General features: G+C 34.0%; 22 protein-coding genes. 3 read left to right on the forward strand and 19 right to left on the reverse strand.

Features of this window, described 5'->3' with window-relative positions; genetic code table 11:
• Nucleotides 1-22: 22 nt before the first annotated feature.
• The 4 genes from R2Q59_RS19135 to R2Q59_RS19150 form a co-directional block, all read right to left on the reverse strand.
• Nucleotides 23-442, reverse strand: a complete 420-nt coding sequence (locus R2Q59_RS19135) for a VOC family protein (RefSeq protein ID WP_316786979.1) — start codon at nt 440-442, stop codon at nt 23-25.
• 42 nt (nt 443-484) lie between these two features.
• Nucleotides 485-988 carry an SRPBCC domain-containing protein gene (locus R2Q59_RS19140; protein ID WP_316771851.1) on the reverse strand — a complete coding sequence of 168 codons (504 nt, stop codon included), beginning with the start codon at nt 986-988 and terminating at the stop codon, nt 485-487.
• The gene (locus R2Q59_RS19145; protein ID WP_316771854.1) at nt 978-1,304 is read right to left on the reverse strand and encodes an ArsR/SmtB family transcription factor; all 327 of its coding nucleotides are present in this window, start codon (nt 1,302-1,304) and stop codon (nt 978-980) included. The genes R2Q59_RS19140 and R2Q59_RS19145 overlap by 11 nt, the downstream gene beginning before the upstream one ends.
• Before the next feature lie 643 nt (nt 1,305-1,947).
• Nucleotides 1,948-2,538, reverse strand: coding sequence for a class I SAM-dependent methyltransferase (locus tag R2Q59_RS19150; protein WP_316786981.1), 591 nt, complete (start codon nt 2,536-2,538; stop codon nt 1,948-1,950).
• 103 nt (nt 2,539-2,641) lie between these two features.
• On the opposite strand from R2Q59_RS19150, the gene R2Q59_RS19155 reads away from it, so the two are divergent.
• Nucleotides 2,642-3,103, forward strand: a complete 462-nt coding sequence (locus tag R2Q59_RS19155; protein WP_316786983.1) for a hypothetical protein — start codon at nt 2,642-2,644, stop codon at nt 3,101-3,103.
• Between the two features lie 10 nt (nt 3,104-3,113).
• Nucleotides 3,114-3,344, forward strand: coding sequence for a hypothetical protein (locus R2Q59_RS19160; protein ID WP_316771860.1), 231 nt, complete (start codon nt 3,114-3,116; stop codon nt 3,342-3,344).
• On the opposite strand, the gene R2Q59_RS19165 is transcribed toward R2Q59_RS19160, so the two are convergent.
• The 3 genes from R2Q59_RS19165 to R2Q59_RS19175 form a co-directional block, all read right to left on the reverse strand.
• Nucleotides 3,337-3,711: a hypothetical protein gene (locus R2Q59_RS19165; RefSeq protein ID WP_316786985.1), complete on the reverse strand. Its 375-nt coding sequence runs from the start codon at nt 3,709-3,711 to the stop codon at nt 3,337-3,339. The two genes, R2Q59_RS19160 and R2Q59_RS19165, sit on opposite strands and share 8 nt — an antisense overlap.
• Nucleotides 3,712-3,811: 100 nt before the next feature.
• Complete coding sequence (locus R2Q59_RS19170) at nt 3,812-4,255, reverse strand: SRPBCC domain-containing protein (RefSeq protein ID WP_316786987.1); 444 nt, start codon at nt 4,253-4,255, stop codon at nt 3,812-3,814.
• 6 nt (nt 4,256-4,261) lie between these two features.
• The gene (locus tag R2Q59_RS19175) at nt 4,262-4,741 is read right to left on the reverse strand and encodes a DinB family protein (RefSeq protein ID WP_316771871.1); all 480 of its coding nucleotides are present in this window, start codon (nt 4,739-4,741) and stop codon (nt 4,262-4,264) included.
• 118 nt (nt 4,742-4,859) lie between these two features.
• Here R2Q59_RS19175 and R2Q59_RS19180 point away from each other — a divergent pair, with 118 nt between their 5' ends.
• Complete coding sequence (locus R2Q59_RS19180; RefSeq protein ID WP_316786989.1) at nt 4,860-5,840, forward strand: GlxA family transcriptional regulator; 981 nt, start codon at nt 4,860-4,862, stop codon at nt 5,838-5,840.
• 41 nt (nt 5,841-5,881) lie between these two features.
• Here the strand turns inward: R2Q59_RS19180 and R2Q59_RS19185 are convergent, their stop codons facing one another.
• The 12 genes from R2Q59_RS19185 to R2Q59_RS19240 all read right to left on the reverse strand — a co-directional run bounded on the left by R2Q59_RS19185 (nt 5,882) and on the right by R2Q59_RS19240 (nt 15,563).
• The gene (locus tag R2Q59_RS19185) at nt 5,882-6,289 is read right to left on the reverse strand and encodes a GNAT family N-acetyltransferase (RefSeq protein ID WP_316786991.1); all 408 of its coding nucleotides are present in this window, start codon (nt 6,287-6,289) and stop codon (nt 5,882-5,884) included.
• Nucleotides 6,290-6,339: 50 nt separating this feature from the next.
• Nucleotides 6,340-7,341, reverse strand: coding sequence for a metallophosphoesterase (locus R2Q59_RS19190; RefSeq protein WP_316771880.1), 1,002 nt, complete (start codon nt 7,339-7,341; stop codon nt 6,340-6,342).
• Between the two features lie 23 nt (nt 7,342-7,364).
• Nucleotides 7,365-8,630, reverse strand: a complete 1,266-nt coding sequence (locus R2Q59_RS19195) for a hypothetical protein (protein WP_316786993.1) — start codon at nt 8,628-8,630, stop codon at nt 7,365-7,367.
• A 164-nt stretch (nt 8,631-8,794) separates the two neighbouring features.
• Nucleotides 8,795-9,289: a hypothetical protein gene (locus R2Q59_RS19200; RefSeq protein WP_316786995.1), complete on the reverse strand. Its 495-nt coding sequence runs from the start codon at nt 9,287-9,289 to the stop codon at nt 8,795-8,797.
• Nucleotides 9,290-9,306: 17 nt separating this feature from the next.
• Nucleotides 9,307-9,723: an OsmC family peroxiredoxin gene (locus R2Q59_RS19205; RefSeq protein WP_316771889.1), complete on the reverse strand. Its 417-nt coding sequence runs from the start codon at nt 9,721-9,723 to the stop codon at nt 9,307-9,309.
• Between the two features lie 86 nt (nt 9,724-9,809).
• Nucleotides 9,810-10,664, reverse strand: coding sequence for an AraC family transcriptional regulator (locus R2Q59_RS19210; RefSeq protein ID WP_316771892.1), 855 nt, complete (start codon nt 10,662-10,664; stop codon nt 9,810-9,812).
• Between the two features lie 212 nt (nt 10,665-10,876).
• Nucleotides 10,877-11,809 carry an arsenite methyltransferase gene (arsM, locus tag R2Q59_RS19215; protein ID WP_316786997.1) on the reverse strand — a complete coding sequence of 311 codons (933 nt, stop codon included), beginning with the start codon at nt 11,807-11,809 and terminating at the stop codon, nt 10,877-10,879.
• A 114-nt stretch (nt 11,810-11,923) separates the two neighbouring features.
• Nucleotides 11,924-12,097, reverse strand: a complete 174-nt coding sequence (locus R2Q59_RS19220; protein WP_316786999.1) for a hypothetical protein — start codon at nt 12,095-12,097, stop codon at nt 11,924-11,926.
• A 75-nt stretch (nt 12,098-12,172) separates the two neighbouring features.
• Complete coding sequence (gene sigZ / locus R2Q59_RS19225; RefSeq protein ID WP_316787001.1) at nt 12,173-12,721, reverse strand: RNA polymerase sigma factor SigZ; 549 nt, start codon at nt 12,719-12,721, stop codon at nt 12,173-12,175.
• 230 nt (nt 12,722-12,951) lie between these two features.
• The gene (locus R2Q59_RS19230) at nt 12,952-13,776 is read right to left on the reverse strand and encodes a hypothetical protein (RefSeq protein ID WP_316787003.1); all 825 of its coding nucleotides are present in this window, start codon (nt 13,774-13,776) and stop codon (nt 12,952-12,954) included.
• A gap of 396 nt (nt 13,777-14,172) precedes the next feature.
• Complete coding sequence (locus R2Q59_RS19235) at nt 14,173-14,664, reverse strand: hypothetical protein (RefSeq protein WP_316787004.1); 492 nt, start codon at nt 14,662-14,664, stop codon at nt 14,173-14,175.
• A 143-nt stretch (nt 14,665-14,807) separates the two neighbouring features.
• Nucleotides 14,808-15,563 carry a hypothetical protein gene (locus R2Q59_RS19240; RefSeq protein WP_316787006.1) on the reverse strand — a complete coding sequence of 252 codons (756 nt, stop codon included), beginning with the start codon at nt 15,561-15,563 and terminating at the stop codon, nt 14,808-14,810.
• Nucleotides 15,564-15,755 lie beyond the last annotated feature (192 nt).

Below are 15,755 nucleotides of genomic sequence, written 5' to 3' on the forward strand. Positions count from 1 at the left end.
TTTTAATTGATACGAATTCAGTTTACGCTTGGTTAAAATCTATCATCCATTCTATGCCAAATTGGTCTCGAAACATAGAGAAATGTGAACCTTCAGGGCTATCATTAGGAACCTCAACATTTCCACCTGCTGAAAGTCCTTTAAATAATTTTTCGGCCTCTTCTAGACTTTCGGCACTAACAGCAATTTTAGACCTGTTTTCATTTTCATTTACTTTCCCCATGATTTCTGGAACATCATTGCCCATTAAGCTATTGTTGCCAATTGATAAAGCAATGTGCATGATCTTATTTGCATCTTTCTCTTCTATTGGAAACTGATCGCTTGCAATGTCCTTAAAGCGCATGATCTTTGTGAACTCGCCACCAAATACAGATTTGTAAAAATTGAATGCTTCTTCGGCATTGCCGTTGAAGTTAATGTGTGGGTTGATAAGTGCCATAATAATAGGTTTTTAGGTTAAATTAATTTTGCTTTAACTAGTTTATTTTTTAAGATTTGATAATAATTCATCAAGGTTTGCAAGTGCTGCAGACATACCTTCTTTGAAGCCATTTGCAACCATGTATTCCAAAACTTCAAGGCTTCCATATTGGGCGGTAACGGTTACGAATGTATTACCGTTTATTTCGTTAAAAATGTTGGTACATAATGTTCTAGGAAAATTCGGATTAATGGTTCCGTTTTCATCGCTAAATCCTCTCAATTCGGTAATGCTTTTTTGTGGTTCGATGGTTTGGTAATCATATCGGCTCCAATGTTTTTCGCCCTGCGGACTGATCATTGCATAATGCCAAAAGCCACCTTCTTTAAAATCCATGGTTTTGGTTTCAGCTCTCCAAGGTTTTGGCGCTATCCATTGTTCAAGAAATTCAGCACTTGTCCACGCTTCCCAAACCAATTTAAGGTCGGCCGCAAATTCACGTTTAACCACAATGGTTTTTTCTTCCTTGTTTACAATAAAATCGAACAATAAATTACTTTCCATTTTTTTCAGTCTTAAGTTTCAATAATAATTCATCCAGCTGATTAAAGCGTGTTTCCCAAATCTTTCTGAACTGTTCCAGCCATTTATCTATGTCTTTCATTCTTTCTATTTCCAGTTGGTAATAAATTTCCCTTCCTTTTTGTTCTTGTTTAACTAACTCACATTCGGTTAATATTTTTAAGTGTTTAGAAACAGCCTGTCGGGTGGTGTCAAAATGCTCTGCCAAGGCATTTGGTGTCATCGCTTGCAAAGCGATCAATGTAATGATTGCCCTTCTCGTGGGATCGGCTATGGCCTGAAAAACATCTCTTCTCATTTGATGATAAAATAAATGAAACTAATTGGTTGCAAATATATGTGCAACTATTTGGTTTCGCAAGTATTTTAGCAAAAATATTTTATGAGCATAGATTTTAATGTCAAAAAGAGGTCTGGGTGGGCTTGATTGATGTTTATTTCCTATTGCCAAACATGGGCTAAATAAACAATGAGGTAGCAGAAAAGGCAAATGGAGCTTTCTAGATTAAAGGGCTTGAATATATCTTGCCTTGAGTTTTTACTTAGAATGAGATAGTTTGCAACTGCCCAAAATAAAATGGAAACTCCTATGTCTAAAAAATCAAATCGTCCATTTGTTAAATGAAACAACTGAAAAACCTCTAAACCAATTGAAAATAGGAGCGGTGCAAAAACCAGATTTAACTCCCTTTTGCCAATGTTAATGAACTTAAATTTTGAAGCTAGGGTAATACAAAAAACCCATAAACCTTCTGGTAAGGAAAAAATAATAAAATCATGTAAGGGTAAACCATGGGTGATGCTTTTCCTTAACACGATAAACTGGTCCAATGAAACGATTGAAATGAATAATTTGGTAACTACTGTTTTTTCAGTCCGATAAAACAAATAGATAAACAAGCTTAAAAGCAAGGATAAAATAATGATGTAATGATTTCTTTTCAAGCCTTCTTGTAAATTAAAAGTTTAAAATAGGATAATTGACCGAAGCTGATTTCATTTAAAAGGGTAAACTTTTTTATAGTAGTTAAGTTGCTGATGTGAAATACTGATTTAAAATGAAATGCTTTTGAAAACACTTGAAAAGCCTTGTCTATATGTCTTAGCCAATTGTTAGGTGTAAAATGATTGAGGATAAATATTTGTCCATTAGGTTTTAATACTCGGTAAGTTTCTTCCAGCACCTTTTCGGGCTGATCTACAACAGCAATAACGTGAGAGAGAATAACATAATCAAAAGTTTGGTCTGGAAACAGCAATTCTTCTCCATTCATTTGCAACAGTTGGATGTTAGCTGTGCTGTGCTTTTTAGCAGTGTCTAACATGCTAAAAGAAGTATCAATGCCAGTAACTTGATGTGTTTTGTATAGCTTTAAATGGCTACCATTGCCAACGCCAATTTCTAGTAACTGTCCAGTGGGAAGTTTATTAATTTCCTGAAATAGCTTATGCTTTTGTGGTTTCAAGAATAGATCTACCACAGGATATAGAAATGAAAAATGATTGTAGAAATTGTCGGTTTGTCTGCTCATTTTCTAAATATTCTCTATAAAATAAATAGGCTTCAATGTTTTTTTGCTAAAATAATAAATTTACACTTACTTTGAAGAACAAAGTGCTTTTATATTTAATGTTATGGGTTTAGCTACTACACTTGATAGGATTCACGCTCAAGTAAAAACAAGGAAGGGCTTCCGATATTTTGCCATCTTTAACCGTATAGGCTTAGCAGCAGGTTTTTTCCCAGCTGGTTTTGTTAAGATTATGGGTGAACGATTTACAGATTTATCCAATAATCACCCAATGGGACATTATTTGGAAGCTCTGTCGAGAACTGGATTTTATTATCCATTTATTGGGGTGTTACAGGTATCGGCTGCACTTTTATTACTCATTCCACGAACGGCAACTTTAGGTGCGCTCATTTATTTCCCTATCATTTTAAATATTTGTATCCTTTCTATTGCAGTAAGATTTGAAGGTTCGTGGGTTTCATCACCTTTAATGGTATTGGCTAATTTATACCTGCTTTGCTGGGATTACGATAAGTTGAAGTACATTTTTCCTTGGAATAAAATGCCAGTTCAATCAAATTAATCATCATTTTATGAAAATAATAAGAACGGTTTTAATGCTATCGACGCTATTCTTAATGGCTTGCGAAATTATGCCTCGCAACACTTTAAAAGATTGCGAACAACAGTGCAAGGATAATCCAAAATCAAAGGCTTGTTTAATTTTTTGCGATTGCATTCATCAAAAAGGGCATACACTTGATAGTTGTTTAGCAGAATATGATAAGGCGCCTGCAGATAGTTTACAGCAAAAAATTAAATAGTTTCCCATTTTCCCATTGCCTTGGCTACATCAATAACGGCCAAACCTTGCGGTGTCATTAAGCCTTCGGCTATCATTCTTTCGGCCCTTTCTATATTGGGTTTGCTCCATTTGCTTTTTTTCGCATTTCGAGGCGAAAAAGTTAGGTAATAGCTCTCATGGTCTCGATTTTTACATAAGCTATCAATCCAGCCAAAACATAGCGCTTCTTCTGTTCCCTCGATGAGGTTAACACTTTCTACCTTGCTTTTTTTGTGGTAAAGTATTAGCCAAACAGATTTTTCCGTTTGGCTATTCTCTTGCAACCATTTTCGCCAATCATTTCTAGTCTTGGCGTAAACTGCTTGTTTACCATCTTTCGTTTCCATAAGCTTTGCCTTTAAAAGTCTGCTTATGCAATTTAATATTTAAAACCGATTCTTAAAAGTAGATACGATTAATGGCTATAGTTGATGCAAATCATTATCGCTAGCCAAAAACGTTTACACCCTTTCCTGTTGTTAAAAAACTAAACAAGCTCTGTTGAATAAGCTCGCCCCAAGCCCATGAACAACCTCCATAACATTCGAATGTTGGCACCAGGCCGATGTGTGTAAAACGAATTTCTGTTTTATCACCAACTTCCGTAATTTCAAAAACTATTGTGGTGCCTGTCCACTCGCCTTTGTCTTTGAAAGAACTTAATTCGCTATCAATCACTTGCCAAACTACTTTTTCATTTGGAATAGATTCTATGATGCGTTGTTTCGAATAATGTACATCCTTCATCCGGTAGGAAAACTCGTCATTTAGCTTTTCAGTATTGCCTTCAATTTCGCCTTGCCACCAACCACGTACATTGTTAATGGCTTTAAATGCTTCAGCTGGTGTTTTATCAACCAAAATTGTTGATGTAAAATTTGATGCAGTCATGCTTATTTATTTAAGTAGGCGTAATTGGCCTAAGTGGTATTGTAGGTGAGATGTTCTTGTAATGATGATATTTAACTTATTGCGATGAGGTTCATTTGCAAAATCTTCAGCAGTAACAGCAGTATGTTTTTCGAACCAATCTTCAACGGACAATGCACTAAATTTCTGATTTAAAAGTTCACATTGTGCTTTCCAGAATTCTCTTAAAGTAGCAACAGATGGAAGTTGAGGCACAGTTTTATCAGGAGATTTGATAAATGGATCAAACAATTCTGGGTATAGTTTTTCACCCATATCTAATAATCTCAACATGTCATCATGCACCGCAACCAAGTGACCTAATAAATATATTCCTCTATTTTTACCTGGTGCAATCTCTTGTAGTAACGTTTCATCAGATAAACTTGCTAGTAGTTCATCGCAGTTTTTAATAGAGGCATCCCATCTATCAAATATCATTTTTACAACTAAGTCTGTATTTTTCATATTTCTAATTTTTATATCCAAAAGTATGGTCTAATTCTTACTTGTATGCTGTGTAAAATAGACATTGTAGTGGGTTGATTTGGACAAACGTAGATGTTGTCTTTGTATAAAAAAATGTATGAAACATTTAACAATAGTAGTTCCTAATGGAAACAATAACATCAGTAGCATTACTGGAGCATTTGAAATATTTAACAAGGCAAATGCTTATTGGATATCATTGGGTAACAAACAGTTATTTGCTATTCAATTGGCGGGAATTGCTGAAACGGTAGAATTTAATAATGGATTATTTATGGTTAAACCTCATACCACAATTTCGGCCATTGCCAAAACAAACCTCATTATTATACCTTCATTAAACCATAATTACAACCTTGCTTTAGAAGGCAATGGGTTGCTTGTAGATTGGCTGTTAAATCAATATAAAAACGGGGCAGAAGTGGCTACAATTTGTACAGGTGCATTTGTGTTGGCGGCATCAGGCTTACTTGATGGAAAAAGTTGCTCTACACATTGGTCTGTTACAGAAAACTTTAGAATGATGTTTCCTAAGGTGAATTTATGTACAGATAGATTAATAACTGATGAAAAGGGCATTTATACAAATGGTGGGGCTTATTCCTTCCTTAACTTGATGATTTATTTGGTCGAAAAATATTACGACAGGCAAACTGCCATTTATTGTTCTAAGGTATTTCAAATAGAGATTGACAGGAATACGCAATCTGAATTTTCTATTTTTTCTGGTCAGAAACAGCATAGCGATGCAGAGATATTAAAAGCGCAAACCTACATAGAGCAAAATTTGAATGAAAAGATTACGATTGATAATTTATCATTGATGTTTAATATTGGCCGGAGAAACTTTGACAGAAGATTCATTAAAGCTACTGGAAATACGCCGATTGAATATGCGCAAAGAGTGAAAATAGAGTTTGCAAAAAAAGCTTTTGAAACCAATCGGAAAACAATTAATGAAGTGATGTATGAAGTAGGTTATGCTGATGTAAAGGCTTTTCGTGAAGTTTTTAGAAAAATTACTGGAATGTCTCCGCTGGAATATAAGAGCAAATATTATAAAGAAGCCTTAGTTTAAATATTATAATTTATTTAGGCATTAGCGTTGTTTCATTTCAGTTAATAATCGTCTCCTTTGTAGATCCACATGGATTGGGTATTTCCTGCCTTTACAAAACCTACTTTATTGTAAAATTCTATAGCCTTTCCATCTGCGGTAAGCATTTGCATGTGAAAGTGTCCATATTTTTCTTGCATTTTTTTTACTATCATTTGTCCAATGCCTTTGCCCTGATAGTTTGGGTGGACAAGTAAGTGAGGGTAATAAACAACTAAATATCCATCAGAAATCGCATTGCCCAGACCCACTAATTTATCATTATCCCAAGCAGAAATTAAGGAATGAGAATTTGTTAATGCATTGTACAACTCATTTGGTTTATCAGCAGCACTCCACTTGTTTGCCTTGTATAAATCAATAATGTCATCAAGTAAAATATCTCGTCTGTCTGAAATGGTGATAGTCATTCTGATTAGTTTAATATATAATGTATTGAGATCCCACAGTGGAAGACTTTTTATAGCTTCAATTGGTTTTTTAGTTCACTTACTTTACTAGGTGTGTTTAAGTTTTTCTCTAAGTATTCAAGTGTAAAATTATTGGTTTTGCTTTTAAATAAACAAGCCTTAAATGGAAATTTATTAGCTTCTATACTAAAATTTTCCTTGTGTTCTTCCATCAGCGACTTGCGCAAATTCTCGATTTTTAGCTGGATATCGGCATAAGAATTGACTAATTCTTCTTTCCAAATTCTTATCTCTGCTAAGTAATTTACAAGTTCAGGTTCCTCTATGTAAGCAAGTTTGTTAAGCTGTTTATCAATATCTGCGAATTGCATATTGTTCCAATCTTTGGCTTTAAGAACTGGAATTTGCCATAATCTTTGTTCTTCCTTCCAATAGTCTTTTTTAGCTTTTACTTGATGTATTTTAAAAGTCGGAAGCTCGATGGCTGTTAAATAATCGCCATGACAAGCACCTGTATCTATCCCGTAAGTATTATTTAAAATCTTTGGACTGTCGCCTACAACATGATGACCATAAATAATAGGTTTGTCGCACTGATAATATTCTCCCCAAAATGCTTCAGGGCCATACTTTTTTTCTAAATACCTAGTGCCCGACGTTGAGCCACAAAGTACTTCCTGTTTTTGTTCTTTTAGGTCTTTATCATGCTCAAAAAAAGCGTGAACTACAATAGCATCTTCGGTTTCGTAATAATAGTCTAACGTTCGTATCCATTTTAGAAAATCTTCATAATCGGCACCAAATTGAAGTTTCACAATCTCTTGGGAATAGCTTAAAATTCTATTTTGGTGTTTTCTTTCGTGATTGCCAACTAATACTTTTGAATTGGGTCTATTCAGGAGATACTCATATACTTCTTTGGATTTATTTCCTCTATCAACTATATCACCAACGGAAATAAGCAAATCATCGGCTGTTAACCCAATTTTTCTGGTAAGTTCCATCAGCTCATCAAAGCAACCGTGTATATCTCCAATAACAAATGTTCTCATTTTGGGTTTATTAACTTTTGCAATTACCTATTTGCTTCTGAAATCCAATGGAATTGTCTCTCTGCCAATTGAAAATTCTTGTTGGCCATTTGAAGTTCAAAACGCAAAGAGTCAGACCCCACTTTACCCCATAAAACTAAGTTTTGCTTATCAACTATGTTATAATTCAATTTAAATAAGTCGTTTTGGTCTGATGCATATTTTTTAAATGCAATGGTCTTTGAAACAGAGTCAAGGCTATAGATAAAATATCCTCTACCATACCTTTGTCTAAATATCGTGTCAGTTGTTTTAATACTTCCTGAGCCTCCCTTGTCAAAGATGAAATCCTTCCAAATCATTTCATCATCATTGGTAACTTTTTGATTGTTTTTTGTGAATGCCTTGATGTCGTAAATTCCCTTTTTTATTGCCTTTTGATCATTTTCATCTTGTGTTTTAAATCTTTTCCAAGAGTTATTAAAAGGCAGTAAAACGAAAACAATTACAAAGACAATTTTAAATACAATCCTACCAATCTTTTGCCACTTTTTCTTAAAATGAATGTCGTAAAAGACTGCGGGTGTAATATGCTTATTAAGCAAGAAAAACGATGATAATCTTTCCCAATCCATTACAATCAGGAAGCTAGCATTCATTAAAAGTTGCAAAGAATATAGCTTAACTGGGACATCATAACTCAAGTTAATCATAAATACATTTGCAAAAACAACAACGCCCATTAGCGCTCCAAGTGTTACCGTTTTTCTATTTAGGAGCAATACACCAACAATAATTTCCATTACCCCTGAAAACACTTGATAGGTAGTAGAGTAACCAATGAACATCCATGATAAACGCATGGGTAAAAAATCTCCAAGTGGTGTTGCCAACTGACTTAAATTTGGGAAAGGCATTTGAAGCGCAAAAATTTTAATTATTCCGTAGCTGAAGGAAACCAGTGCTAAATGGTAACGTACGAGATTATATAACAAAAAATCAAGTGTTAAATAATCATTCTTTCTTTTACGGTCAATAAGACTCCATATTATGCACGCCAATGCAGATAGGATAATAAATGTGTAAAATTGTGCCCAGGCGAAAGATGTATCTCCACTGCCACCGCCATTTTCATTCAATGTATCTTTAACGTGTAATAGATGCTTATTAAAGAGCTCAACTATCCATACTTCGCCCTTATGATAAAAATCAAGCAGGAAGGATACGCCTGGTATATCATTTAAAAAATACCAAGGACTAATAATTAAAAGAAATAAAATGAAGAAAAATCGGAAGATTACTTTTTTCATGAGAGCGTTGGTTTAAAATTCTAGAGTGAATTTAATACAAATGTTTGATAGAATTTAAAGCTGAATTAACATCTCCATTACAAATTTGCTATTGATTGCAAAATCCCTATCCAATTTAAGTTGAACAGGGATTTTTATTTCCTAATGAGGGATACTGAAACTTGTTATTGATTAAGCACTTTATTCATTTTCTTTTGTTTTAAAAACTGGAAAATAGAGCCTGCAATAAACAGAACCAAGAGTACCAATAGGGTTTGAGCTATAATAGGGTCAGTTGGACCTTTTGCCAAAGGTTTTGCTAGCGGAACACGTGTAAAGGTTTCATTAATTGTTGGTACCCAGGATAGGAAAAAACTAAAGGAAAGGAGGAAATTTTCTACATATCTACTATGGTTATTTCCCCATTTCTTGGCGTGAAGGAAATAGGCAACAACAACTAAAATTAAAATAAAAATCGAAAAAATATGGCCTGGGTTAAAACCGCCATGCTTTGAAATGCCCAAGGCAGTTAACGAGGTAATGATAGTGCTGTATAAATATGTTTTGCCTGATAATTCGGCCAAATTGATCTTGCCATATTTGATGTACGATACCACTGCTGCAACAATGGCTGCAATACCAATGATGGTATGAAAAATCCCTAGCGTTGATAGTCCCATGATTTAAGTTGCTATGATTAAAATTCTAGGTGAGCTTCTGAACTGATCGGTATGCTCAATACTTTAGAGATAAGGCAGTTTTTCTCAGCTCCTTTAGTAATGGCTTCAAATTCTGCTGCGCTTAAACCTTGTACCGTTCCAGTAATATGAAGATGTACTGAAGTGATAGACAAACCTTCCATTTGCACTGTTGCTTCTGTGTCTAATGCTGTTGGATTTAATCCTTTTTCTGTTAAGGCAGCGCTAACAGCCATTGTAAAACATCCTGCATGTGCAGCTGCTAATAATTCTTCTGGATTTGTGCCAGTTTCTTCTCCCACAAAACGAGTTTTAAAACTGTAGTTTGTGTTGTTTAAAATTCCACTTTGTGTAGTTATTTCGCCTCTACCTTCTTTTAGATTACCTGCCCAATGTGCTTTTGCTGTACGTTTCATGTTTTCTATTTTTTAATATGTGATGTCGTTATTGACAATGCAAATATTGGATAGAAAAGAGAAAGGCTTTTTGCGAATCAGTTCAATTATTTGGCAATTTGGTTCAACCTGTAATTGCTTGGGGTAATGCTGTATTTATCGTGGAAACTCTTGGTGAAATTTGCCAAATCATTAAAGCCACATTCAAAGGCAATGTCTGTAATGCGTTTGTCGGAAATCGTTAATAATTCGGTCGCTTTTTCCAAACGTTTGGTTTTGATGTAGTTGGCTGGGGTATCGTTATAGTGTTTTGCAAACTCTCGTTTAAACGATGATAAACTAAGATTGCAATAATCCGCTAGTTCATCAAGTGTAATGGTCGAAAAAAGATTGGCGGCTATAATTTGTTTGAAAGAATAGATAGTGGGCGAAAACAATTGAGATAATATCATCTGAATGGCTTCGGCATTTTTAGTTTGCGAGAGTAAAATGATGATTTCCTTTAATTTTAATACAAGAATATCCTCATTAACCAGCGATGGATTTTCGAAATAGAACAAAAGACCTTCTATGTATTTCTGGATTAGAAAATCGTTATTTATTCTTTCACTGGTTTTATTTGAAATTGCATTTTTTGGTTTCTGCAATAATGTTGGCATTTCTCTATCATAAATCTTCTTTAAGATATCTGGATGGAAATGAACAATAACCAATTTGTTTTGGGTTGCAGTATTTGTGCTGGTCATTTTATTGCCTACGGTTCTGCAATTAAGTAGCACAGATTCGTTGTTTGCAATACTTACTTCTTTCTCATCAATTTTATAACGCATTTCATTCTCTAACATGTAATGAAAACAAGCATTTTCTGCTGCGGGCATTTCATAATTAAAAGGTGGCTTTAACACTAAAACTTCTAATAGTGTCTTGCCAAATAAGTCATATCTTTCGTGGTCGCCTATCATGGTTGTTGAGGTTGACCAAATATAATTTATTTAATGGCTATATCGGTTGGTGTTGTTATAAAATTGGGGCTAACGTTTTAGCGCTTTGCGATGTTGGGGAATTCAAAGTACAAATGTTCAATTTAGCACAAATGTTCAATAGAAATCCAATGCTCAAATTTAGCACAAAAGCCCCAATATCGCAAAACCCCTGTTAGTGGCAGTGCATCTTTTTAGCAACAACCTGTTCCGTTTGTACTTGCTGTCGTTCCACAACAAGACGCTTTTTCAGTTTTAGTGTCCGTCTTTGTTTCACTACCACAGCAACCATTTTCTGTCGTGTCGCAACAGTTTCCTTCTTCTAATTTGTCTGCATAAATTGTTACACTATAAATTCCCGAACCTGATTTTTTATAGTTGTCAAGTTCTTCTTGGTTTATGTATTTTAAAAGAAGCTCGTCAGGTAATTCAATAAGTCGTTCTTTTTTAATTTGAATATTTTTGAAACCTGCTTTTTTGATTACGCCTAAATATTGTCCTTTATCACTTGCACCTGCAACACAACCTGCATACATTTCAGAGGCTTCTAAAACACCTTGTGGAATTGCACCTTGAAAAACTATGTCAGAAATGCTGAAATGTCCACCAACTTTTAAAACTCTGTTTACTTCATTAAAAGCTTTCTCTTTGTCAGGCACAAGGTTCATAACGCAGTTACTAATTACTACATCGGCTATATTGCTTGAAACTTCTTTCATATTTTCAATTTCGCCTAAAACAAATTCTACATTTTTGTAGCCTAATTTTTGAGTGTTTTGTAAGGCACGAATAACCATTTCTGGTGTCATATCAATGCCAATTACTTTTCCATTTTCTCCAACAATTCTACGAGCAATAAAAGCATCATTTCCTGCTCCCGAACCAAGGTCAATAACAGTGTTGCCTTCTTGAATGTTTGCAATTTCAGTTGGAAGCCCGCAACCTAATGAAAGGTCTGCACTTTTTTCGTAGCCCTCTACATTAGAATAATCTTCTGTCATTGAGTTATTAAATTCGTCTGTTGTGCAACAAGCTGTGTCCGTTGAGCAACAACCTACTTGGATATTTCCTTTTGCAATATCTCCATAGGATTTCTTGATTTCTGATTTAATTTCTTCTGTATTCATTTTTTTACTTTTTAAAAAATGGCAACATCGCCATTTGATAGTAACACTTGAACACTTTGAAAAAGACGCAAAAAAAATGAAGTGAGCCGTTAGGCTCACTTCATAAAGCGAATTTTATTCGCAACCTTTATCGCAACAGTCATCGTTGGTTGTGCCACTCGGACAACAACTTGATTTGTCGCAACATTCAGTTTTTGCTTTTTCTGTTGTTTTGTTGTTTCCTACACCTGCATAAACAGCAAGTGAAGTAGCCAACACCACAAAAGCAATAATTGCTCCTTTCTTCATTTTGAAAAAAATTAAATAGTTACAGACAAAATTATCTGCAATAGTATGACAGTAAAGTTTAGAAATAGACGCAACCTATGAGCATCCACAATTTTTATCTTCGGTATCAATTAAGTTTCCGTACTTGTCGCTTTGATAAGCACAACAATTTAAAATGAGTTCTTTGAGTTTTTCTTTCCCTCGTTGCACTCTTGATTTTGCTCCTGAATATGAAATGTTTAATTTTTCTGCTAAATCTTTTTGTGAAATATCTTGAAATTCCGTTATCAATAAAGCATCTCTGTAATTGTCGGGCAACTTGTTGATAAATGGTTTTATACAACATTCAGCAATTGTAGAGTTCAATGATTGGGTTTCTTCTTCGGTTATTTTTTCTTCAATTTCTGCATTGTCAACTATTTGCTTTCTGTTTCTAAAATAGTCGTTGATTGCATTTCGTACAATTCCGTACAAATAATGTCTCAAATTTTCGGCTTGATTTACTTTGTCCATATTGCGAATTATTTTAATAAAAACTTCTTGCAAAATGTCGTCTGTGTCAGCCGAATTTCGTGTTTTATTTAAAATGAATGCTTTTAGTTCTTTGTGAAAGTCAGTCCAAATATTTGTTACTTCTGTTGTCATTTTTTTGTTCGGAATTTATTTTGTCCAACTGTATGACGTTGAATTTTCAAATAGGACGCAAATGTTTTTCGGGTCGCACCGCATTGCCACTAACGTTCCGGCGCTTGGCGAGGTTGGGGATTAAGGAAAACTAAACTCTCGGTTCAAGACTGAACTTTGCAAGTACAAAACCACCTTTAAATTCAGCCCAAAACCCCAATCTTGCCAAACGCCTGTTACCTGCCGTTTTTTTATTTATTATATTCTTTCATTTCAAAATTGTTTTCTTTTTGCTTCCACTTCAATTCGTTTACTAAAAAATATTTATGATAGAAACCTATTAGAACAACAATTTTTTTATTAGGATATTTATTTTTCCATTTTAAAATATTGTCAATTATGGTTCTATTTCTTAACTCCTCAAAGTAACAATATCTTTTATATAATTCTCTGAATGAAATTGAATCTTTAGTTGCAGTTTCAATCTTTAATTTAGCGAATTCGTCATTCTCATCTACAATTTCTTTTAGTTTTTGATATTGGTAAAATTGTCGCTCTCTAACTAAATTTTCTGTAGAAATTGAATTTATTTCTTTCAACGAATTATTGTCTAATTCATTTAGAGAATTTGACAATTCAACAAATCTATACCAGATTTTTTTATGCTTTTCAGAGAGAATATTTAGTGAATCAAGAATATTTATTTCATTCAAAACAACATCAGAATTTTGAATTCCATTTTGTTTTCTGTAATCGTTTCTTCCTTCAAATTCAATTGGTCTAAATAATGTATTCTTAAAATTGGTTCTATATTTAACAATTGCATTCCATTCATTTTCATCATAAGTATTTTTAAATGTAAAATCTGAATTGAAATTTGTCATATCTGATTCCATAAGAATTATATCAGGTTTTAGATTTTCTAAAATTGAATAAATGGTATCCTTATTTATATTTTTTGTAGGGAAATGTACAGTTCCAATAATTGTCAATTCTGTTTTCTGTTTTTTATTATTTATTTGGGCATTGAAAAGTAATGAGTTTAAACAAAATATGATAATTAATAATCTGTTCATAAAAATTAGTTTTAATCTTATTGTTAGTTTTTAGTTTTGGGTAAAATGGCAGGTAACGTTTTTCGGCTTGGCGATGTGGCGGAAATCGAAGCGCAAATTTTCGGTTCTGCACAAACGCTCAATCGAAGAACTGAACTTGAATTCTGCACTAAACCCGCCATATTGCCAAACCGATGTTATAGGGCGTTTTTGTTTTGTCAACTAGGTCCCATTCCATCTCTAAATATAATTGCTAAACTAATATGATAAAGAAAAAACGAAAGTATCATTGCGAAGATAAGTCCAATGATTACTCGATAAACCTTCTTCGTCTCCATAAGTCGCCAAGCTAAGGTAATTGTCAAGATTGGCGTTGCAAACATAGCGAACCATAGTATTTGTCCAAGAAAATCCATCTTAAGCGTAACCGTTTATGTCAAGGTCTAAGAGTTGTTTTTTGTCAAGATTAAACTTTACGTTCCAATAATAACTACCACCGTCAAGCACCAAAATTCTACTTGTTAACCAACGGTCTGTGTCGTATTTGTCCTTTGCCCAAAAACAGTTAATGAGCAAAATCCTGTCGCCATTTTTGTCAATATAGCCAAAATATTGTCGCTTATATTTATGCAATTTTTTATGAATAATAGGTGTTGAGAATTGATTTACCAATTGATTATTTAAGGTCTTTAAGTCTGTTGCCAATGAAATTTCTGCTTGGTTAATTTCCTGTCTTGTGGGTGTGAAACGTTGTCCGGGAATAAGGTCAAGATAATTCGAGGGAAAAATTGCAACGTCAAAACGCTTGGTCTTGTAGTGGTCTGCCTTTTTAAAGGTCGTATCTGTCTGTCCGAAAACTTCGCAAGTTGTCAGCAGTAAAAATGTCAAAATTGTAATTATTCTTGTCATTGTTTCGGTCGTCTTAAAATGCCCTATAACGTTTTGCGGCTTGGCGAATGGTGGCGGTTTTGATAAATTTACTAAAAGATCTGAAAGGTTGTAGAAGAATTTTCCGCCACTTTTGCCAAGGCGCTGTTAGGTGCAGTTATCAGTTATCGTTTTTTTGTTTTCCAAAAATAGTTTTCTTCTAGACTGTCAGTGGGCTTAAATTTATACTCATTAAAATAAAATTTTCTTACAGAACTCTTCAATTCTTGCATAGTTTGGTAACTCCCACTCAATTGAGTTCTGTAATGTAATCTAGGTTCTAATTCCCATTCATTGTTCTTGCCTCTTTTGTCAGCGGACAGATACGCTAGATCTAAATTATTTCCCAAATTATTAGGGTTAAATTTTTTTGCGTAAATAATAAAAATTTCATTTCCAGCCGGTGAATAAATGATGGTGTCAATTATTCCATGACTAATATCGGTTAGGCCACTTGTTCTGTTATAGAGTAGTACTAAACAGTCAATAGCTAATTCAGCATTAAGGCTATCTTTAAAGAATACAGTTTTAGATACGGGTCTTGGATATTTTACTGTCAAATCAGGTTGTCTGTCATCATATATTTCTGTCACTAATGGTGGAACTATTAAAACTCCAGTTAAAATAAATATTATCAAATTAATGTACCAATACTTTTTAAACCAATTCCAAAATAGGATTGAAGTTAAAATGCTAATAAAAAAGAGCCCATATATGAAGTAGTTTAAAGCATAGGCAATAAGAGTCATAGGAACTTGTTCTCCCCCAGAATGCCCCATGCTTAGGATTGGAACTCCTATAACACAAAATCCTAGGAAAAGTATAATTCCGTAGAGATAAATTTTAAAAGGGTTCGCAAATGTTTTTTTAATCCAATTCATAGTTTTTGTAAAAGCATCCACTAATCTACACAACTTTAGTAGCTAGCCAAATTTAACTTTCGGCGCTTTAAGGTGTCGACGGTTACATAGAAAACTGGAACGGTTAGCGCCATGAAAGGTTAGCGCCCAGAATTGCACCTAACTTGCATATAGGTCTGACATTGTCAGACCTATCCACCCAATTTCTTGAAG

The organism is Pedobacter frigiditerrae (assembly GCF_032678705.1).
Taxonomy (GTDB): Bacteria; Bacteroidota; Bacteroidia; order Sphingobacteriales; family Sphingobacteriaceae; genus Pedobacter; species Pedobacter frigiditerrae_A.

Excerpts from the sequence above, each read along its gene's own strand:
- R2Q59_RS19135 (WP_316786979.1), bottom strand. The coding sequence starts at position 442 with ATGGCACTTATCAACCCACACATTAACTTCAACGGCAATGCCGAAGAA.
- R2Q59_RS19140 (WP_316771851.1), bottom strand. The coding sequence starts at position 988 with ATGGAAAGTAATTTATTGTTCGATTTTATTGTAAACAAGGAAGAAAAA.
- R2Q59_RS19145 (WP_316771854.1), bottom strand. The coding sequence starts at position 1,304 with ATGAGAAGAGATGTTTTTCAGGCCATAGCCGATCCCACGAGAAGGGCA.
- R2Q59_RS19150 (WP_316786981.1), bottom strand. The coding sequence starts at position 2,538 with ATGAGCAGACAAACCGACAATTTCTACAATCATTTTTCATTTCTATAT.
- R2Q59_RS19155 (WP_316786983.1), top strand. The coding sequence starts at position 2,642 with ATGGGTTTAGCTACTACACTTGATAGGATTCACGCTCAAGTAAAAACA.
- R2Q59_RS19160 (WP_316771860.1), top strand. The coding sequence starts at position 3,114 with ATGAAAATAATAAGAACGGTTTTAATGCTATCGACGCTATTCTTAATG.
- R2Q59_RS19165 (WP_316786985.1), bottom strand. The coding sequence starts at position 3,711 with ATGGAAACGAAAGATGGTAAACAAGCAGTTTACGCCAAGACTAGAAAT.
- R2Q59_RS19170 (WP_316786987.1), bottom strand. The coding sequence starts at position 4,255 with ATGACTGCATCAAATTTTACATCAACAATTTTGGTTGATAAAACACCA.
- R2Q59_RS19175 (WP_316771871.1), bottom strand. The coding sequence starts at position 4,741 with ATGAAAAATACAGACTTAGTTGTAAAAATGATATTTGATAGATGGGAT.
- R2Q59_RS19180 (WP_316786989.1), top strand. The coding sequence starts at position 4,860 with ATGAAACATTTAACAATAGTAGTTCCTAATGGAAACAATAACATCAGT.
- R2Q59_RS19185 (WP_316786991.1), bottom strand. The coding sequence starts at position 6,289 with ATGACTATCACCATTTCAGACAGACGAGATATTTTACTTGATGACATT.
- R2Q59_RS19190 (WP_316771880.1), bottom strand. The coding sequence starts at position 7,341 with ATGAGAACATTTGTTATTGGAGATATACACGGTTGCTTTGATGAGCTG.
- R2Q59_RS19195 (WP_316786993.1), bottom strand. The coding sequence starts at position 8,630 with ATGAAAAAAGTAATCTTCCGATTTTTCTTCATTTTATTTCTTTTAATT.
- R2Q59_RS19200 (WP_316786995.1), bottom strand. The coding sequence starts at position 9,289 with ATGGGACTATCAACGCTAGGGATTTTTCATACCATCATTGGTATTGCA.
- R2Q59_RS19205 (WP_316771889.1), bottom strand. The coding sequence starts at position 9,723 with ATGAAACGTACAGCAAAAGCACATTGGGCAGGTAATCTAAAAGAAGGT.
- R2Q59_RS19210 (WP_316771892.1), bottom strand. The coding sequence starts at position 10,664 with ATGATAGGCGACCACGAAAGATATGACTTATTTGGCAAGACACTATTA.
- arsM (WP_316786997.1), bottom strand. The coding sequence starts at position 11,809 with ATGAATACAGAAGAAATTAAATCAGAAATCAAGAAATCCTATGGAGAT.
- R2Q59_RS19220 (WP_316786999.1), bottom strand. The coding sequence starts at position 12,097 with ATGAAGAAAGGAGCAATTATTGCTTTTGTGGTGTTGGCTACTTCACTT.
- sigZ (WP_316787001.1), bottom strand. The coding sequence starts at position 12,721 with ATGACAACAGAAGTAACAAATATTTGGACTGACTTTCACAAAGAACTA.
- R2Q59_RS19230 (WP_316787003.1), bottom strand. The coding sequence starts at position 13,776 with ATGAACAGATTATTAATTATCATATTTTGTTTAAACTCATTACTTTTC.
- R2Q59_RS19235 (WP_316787004.1), bottom strand. The coding sequence starts at position 14,664 with ATGACAAGAATAATTACAATTTTGACATTTTTACTGCTGACAACTTGC.
- R2Q59_RS19240 (WP_316787006.1), bottom strand. The coding sequence starts at position 15,563 with ATGAATTGGATTAAAAAAACATTTGCGAACCCTTTTAAAATTTATCTC.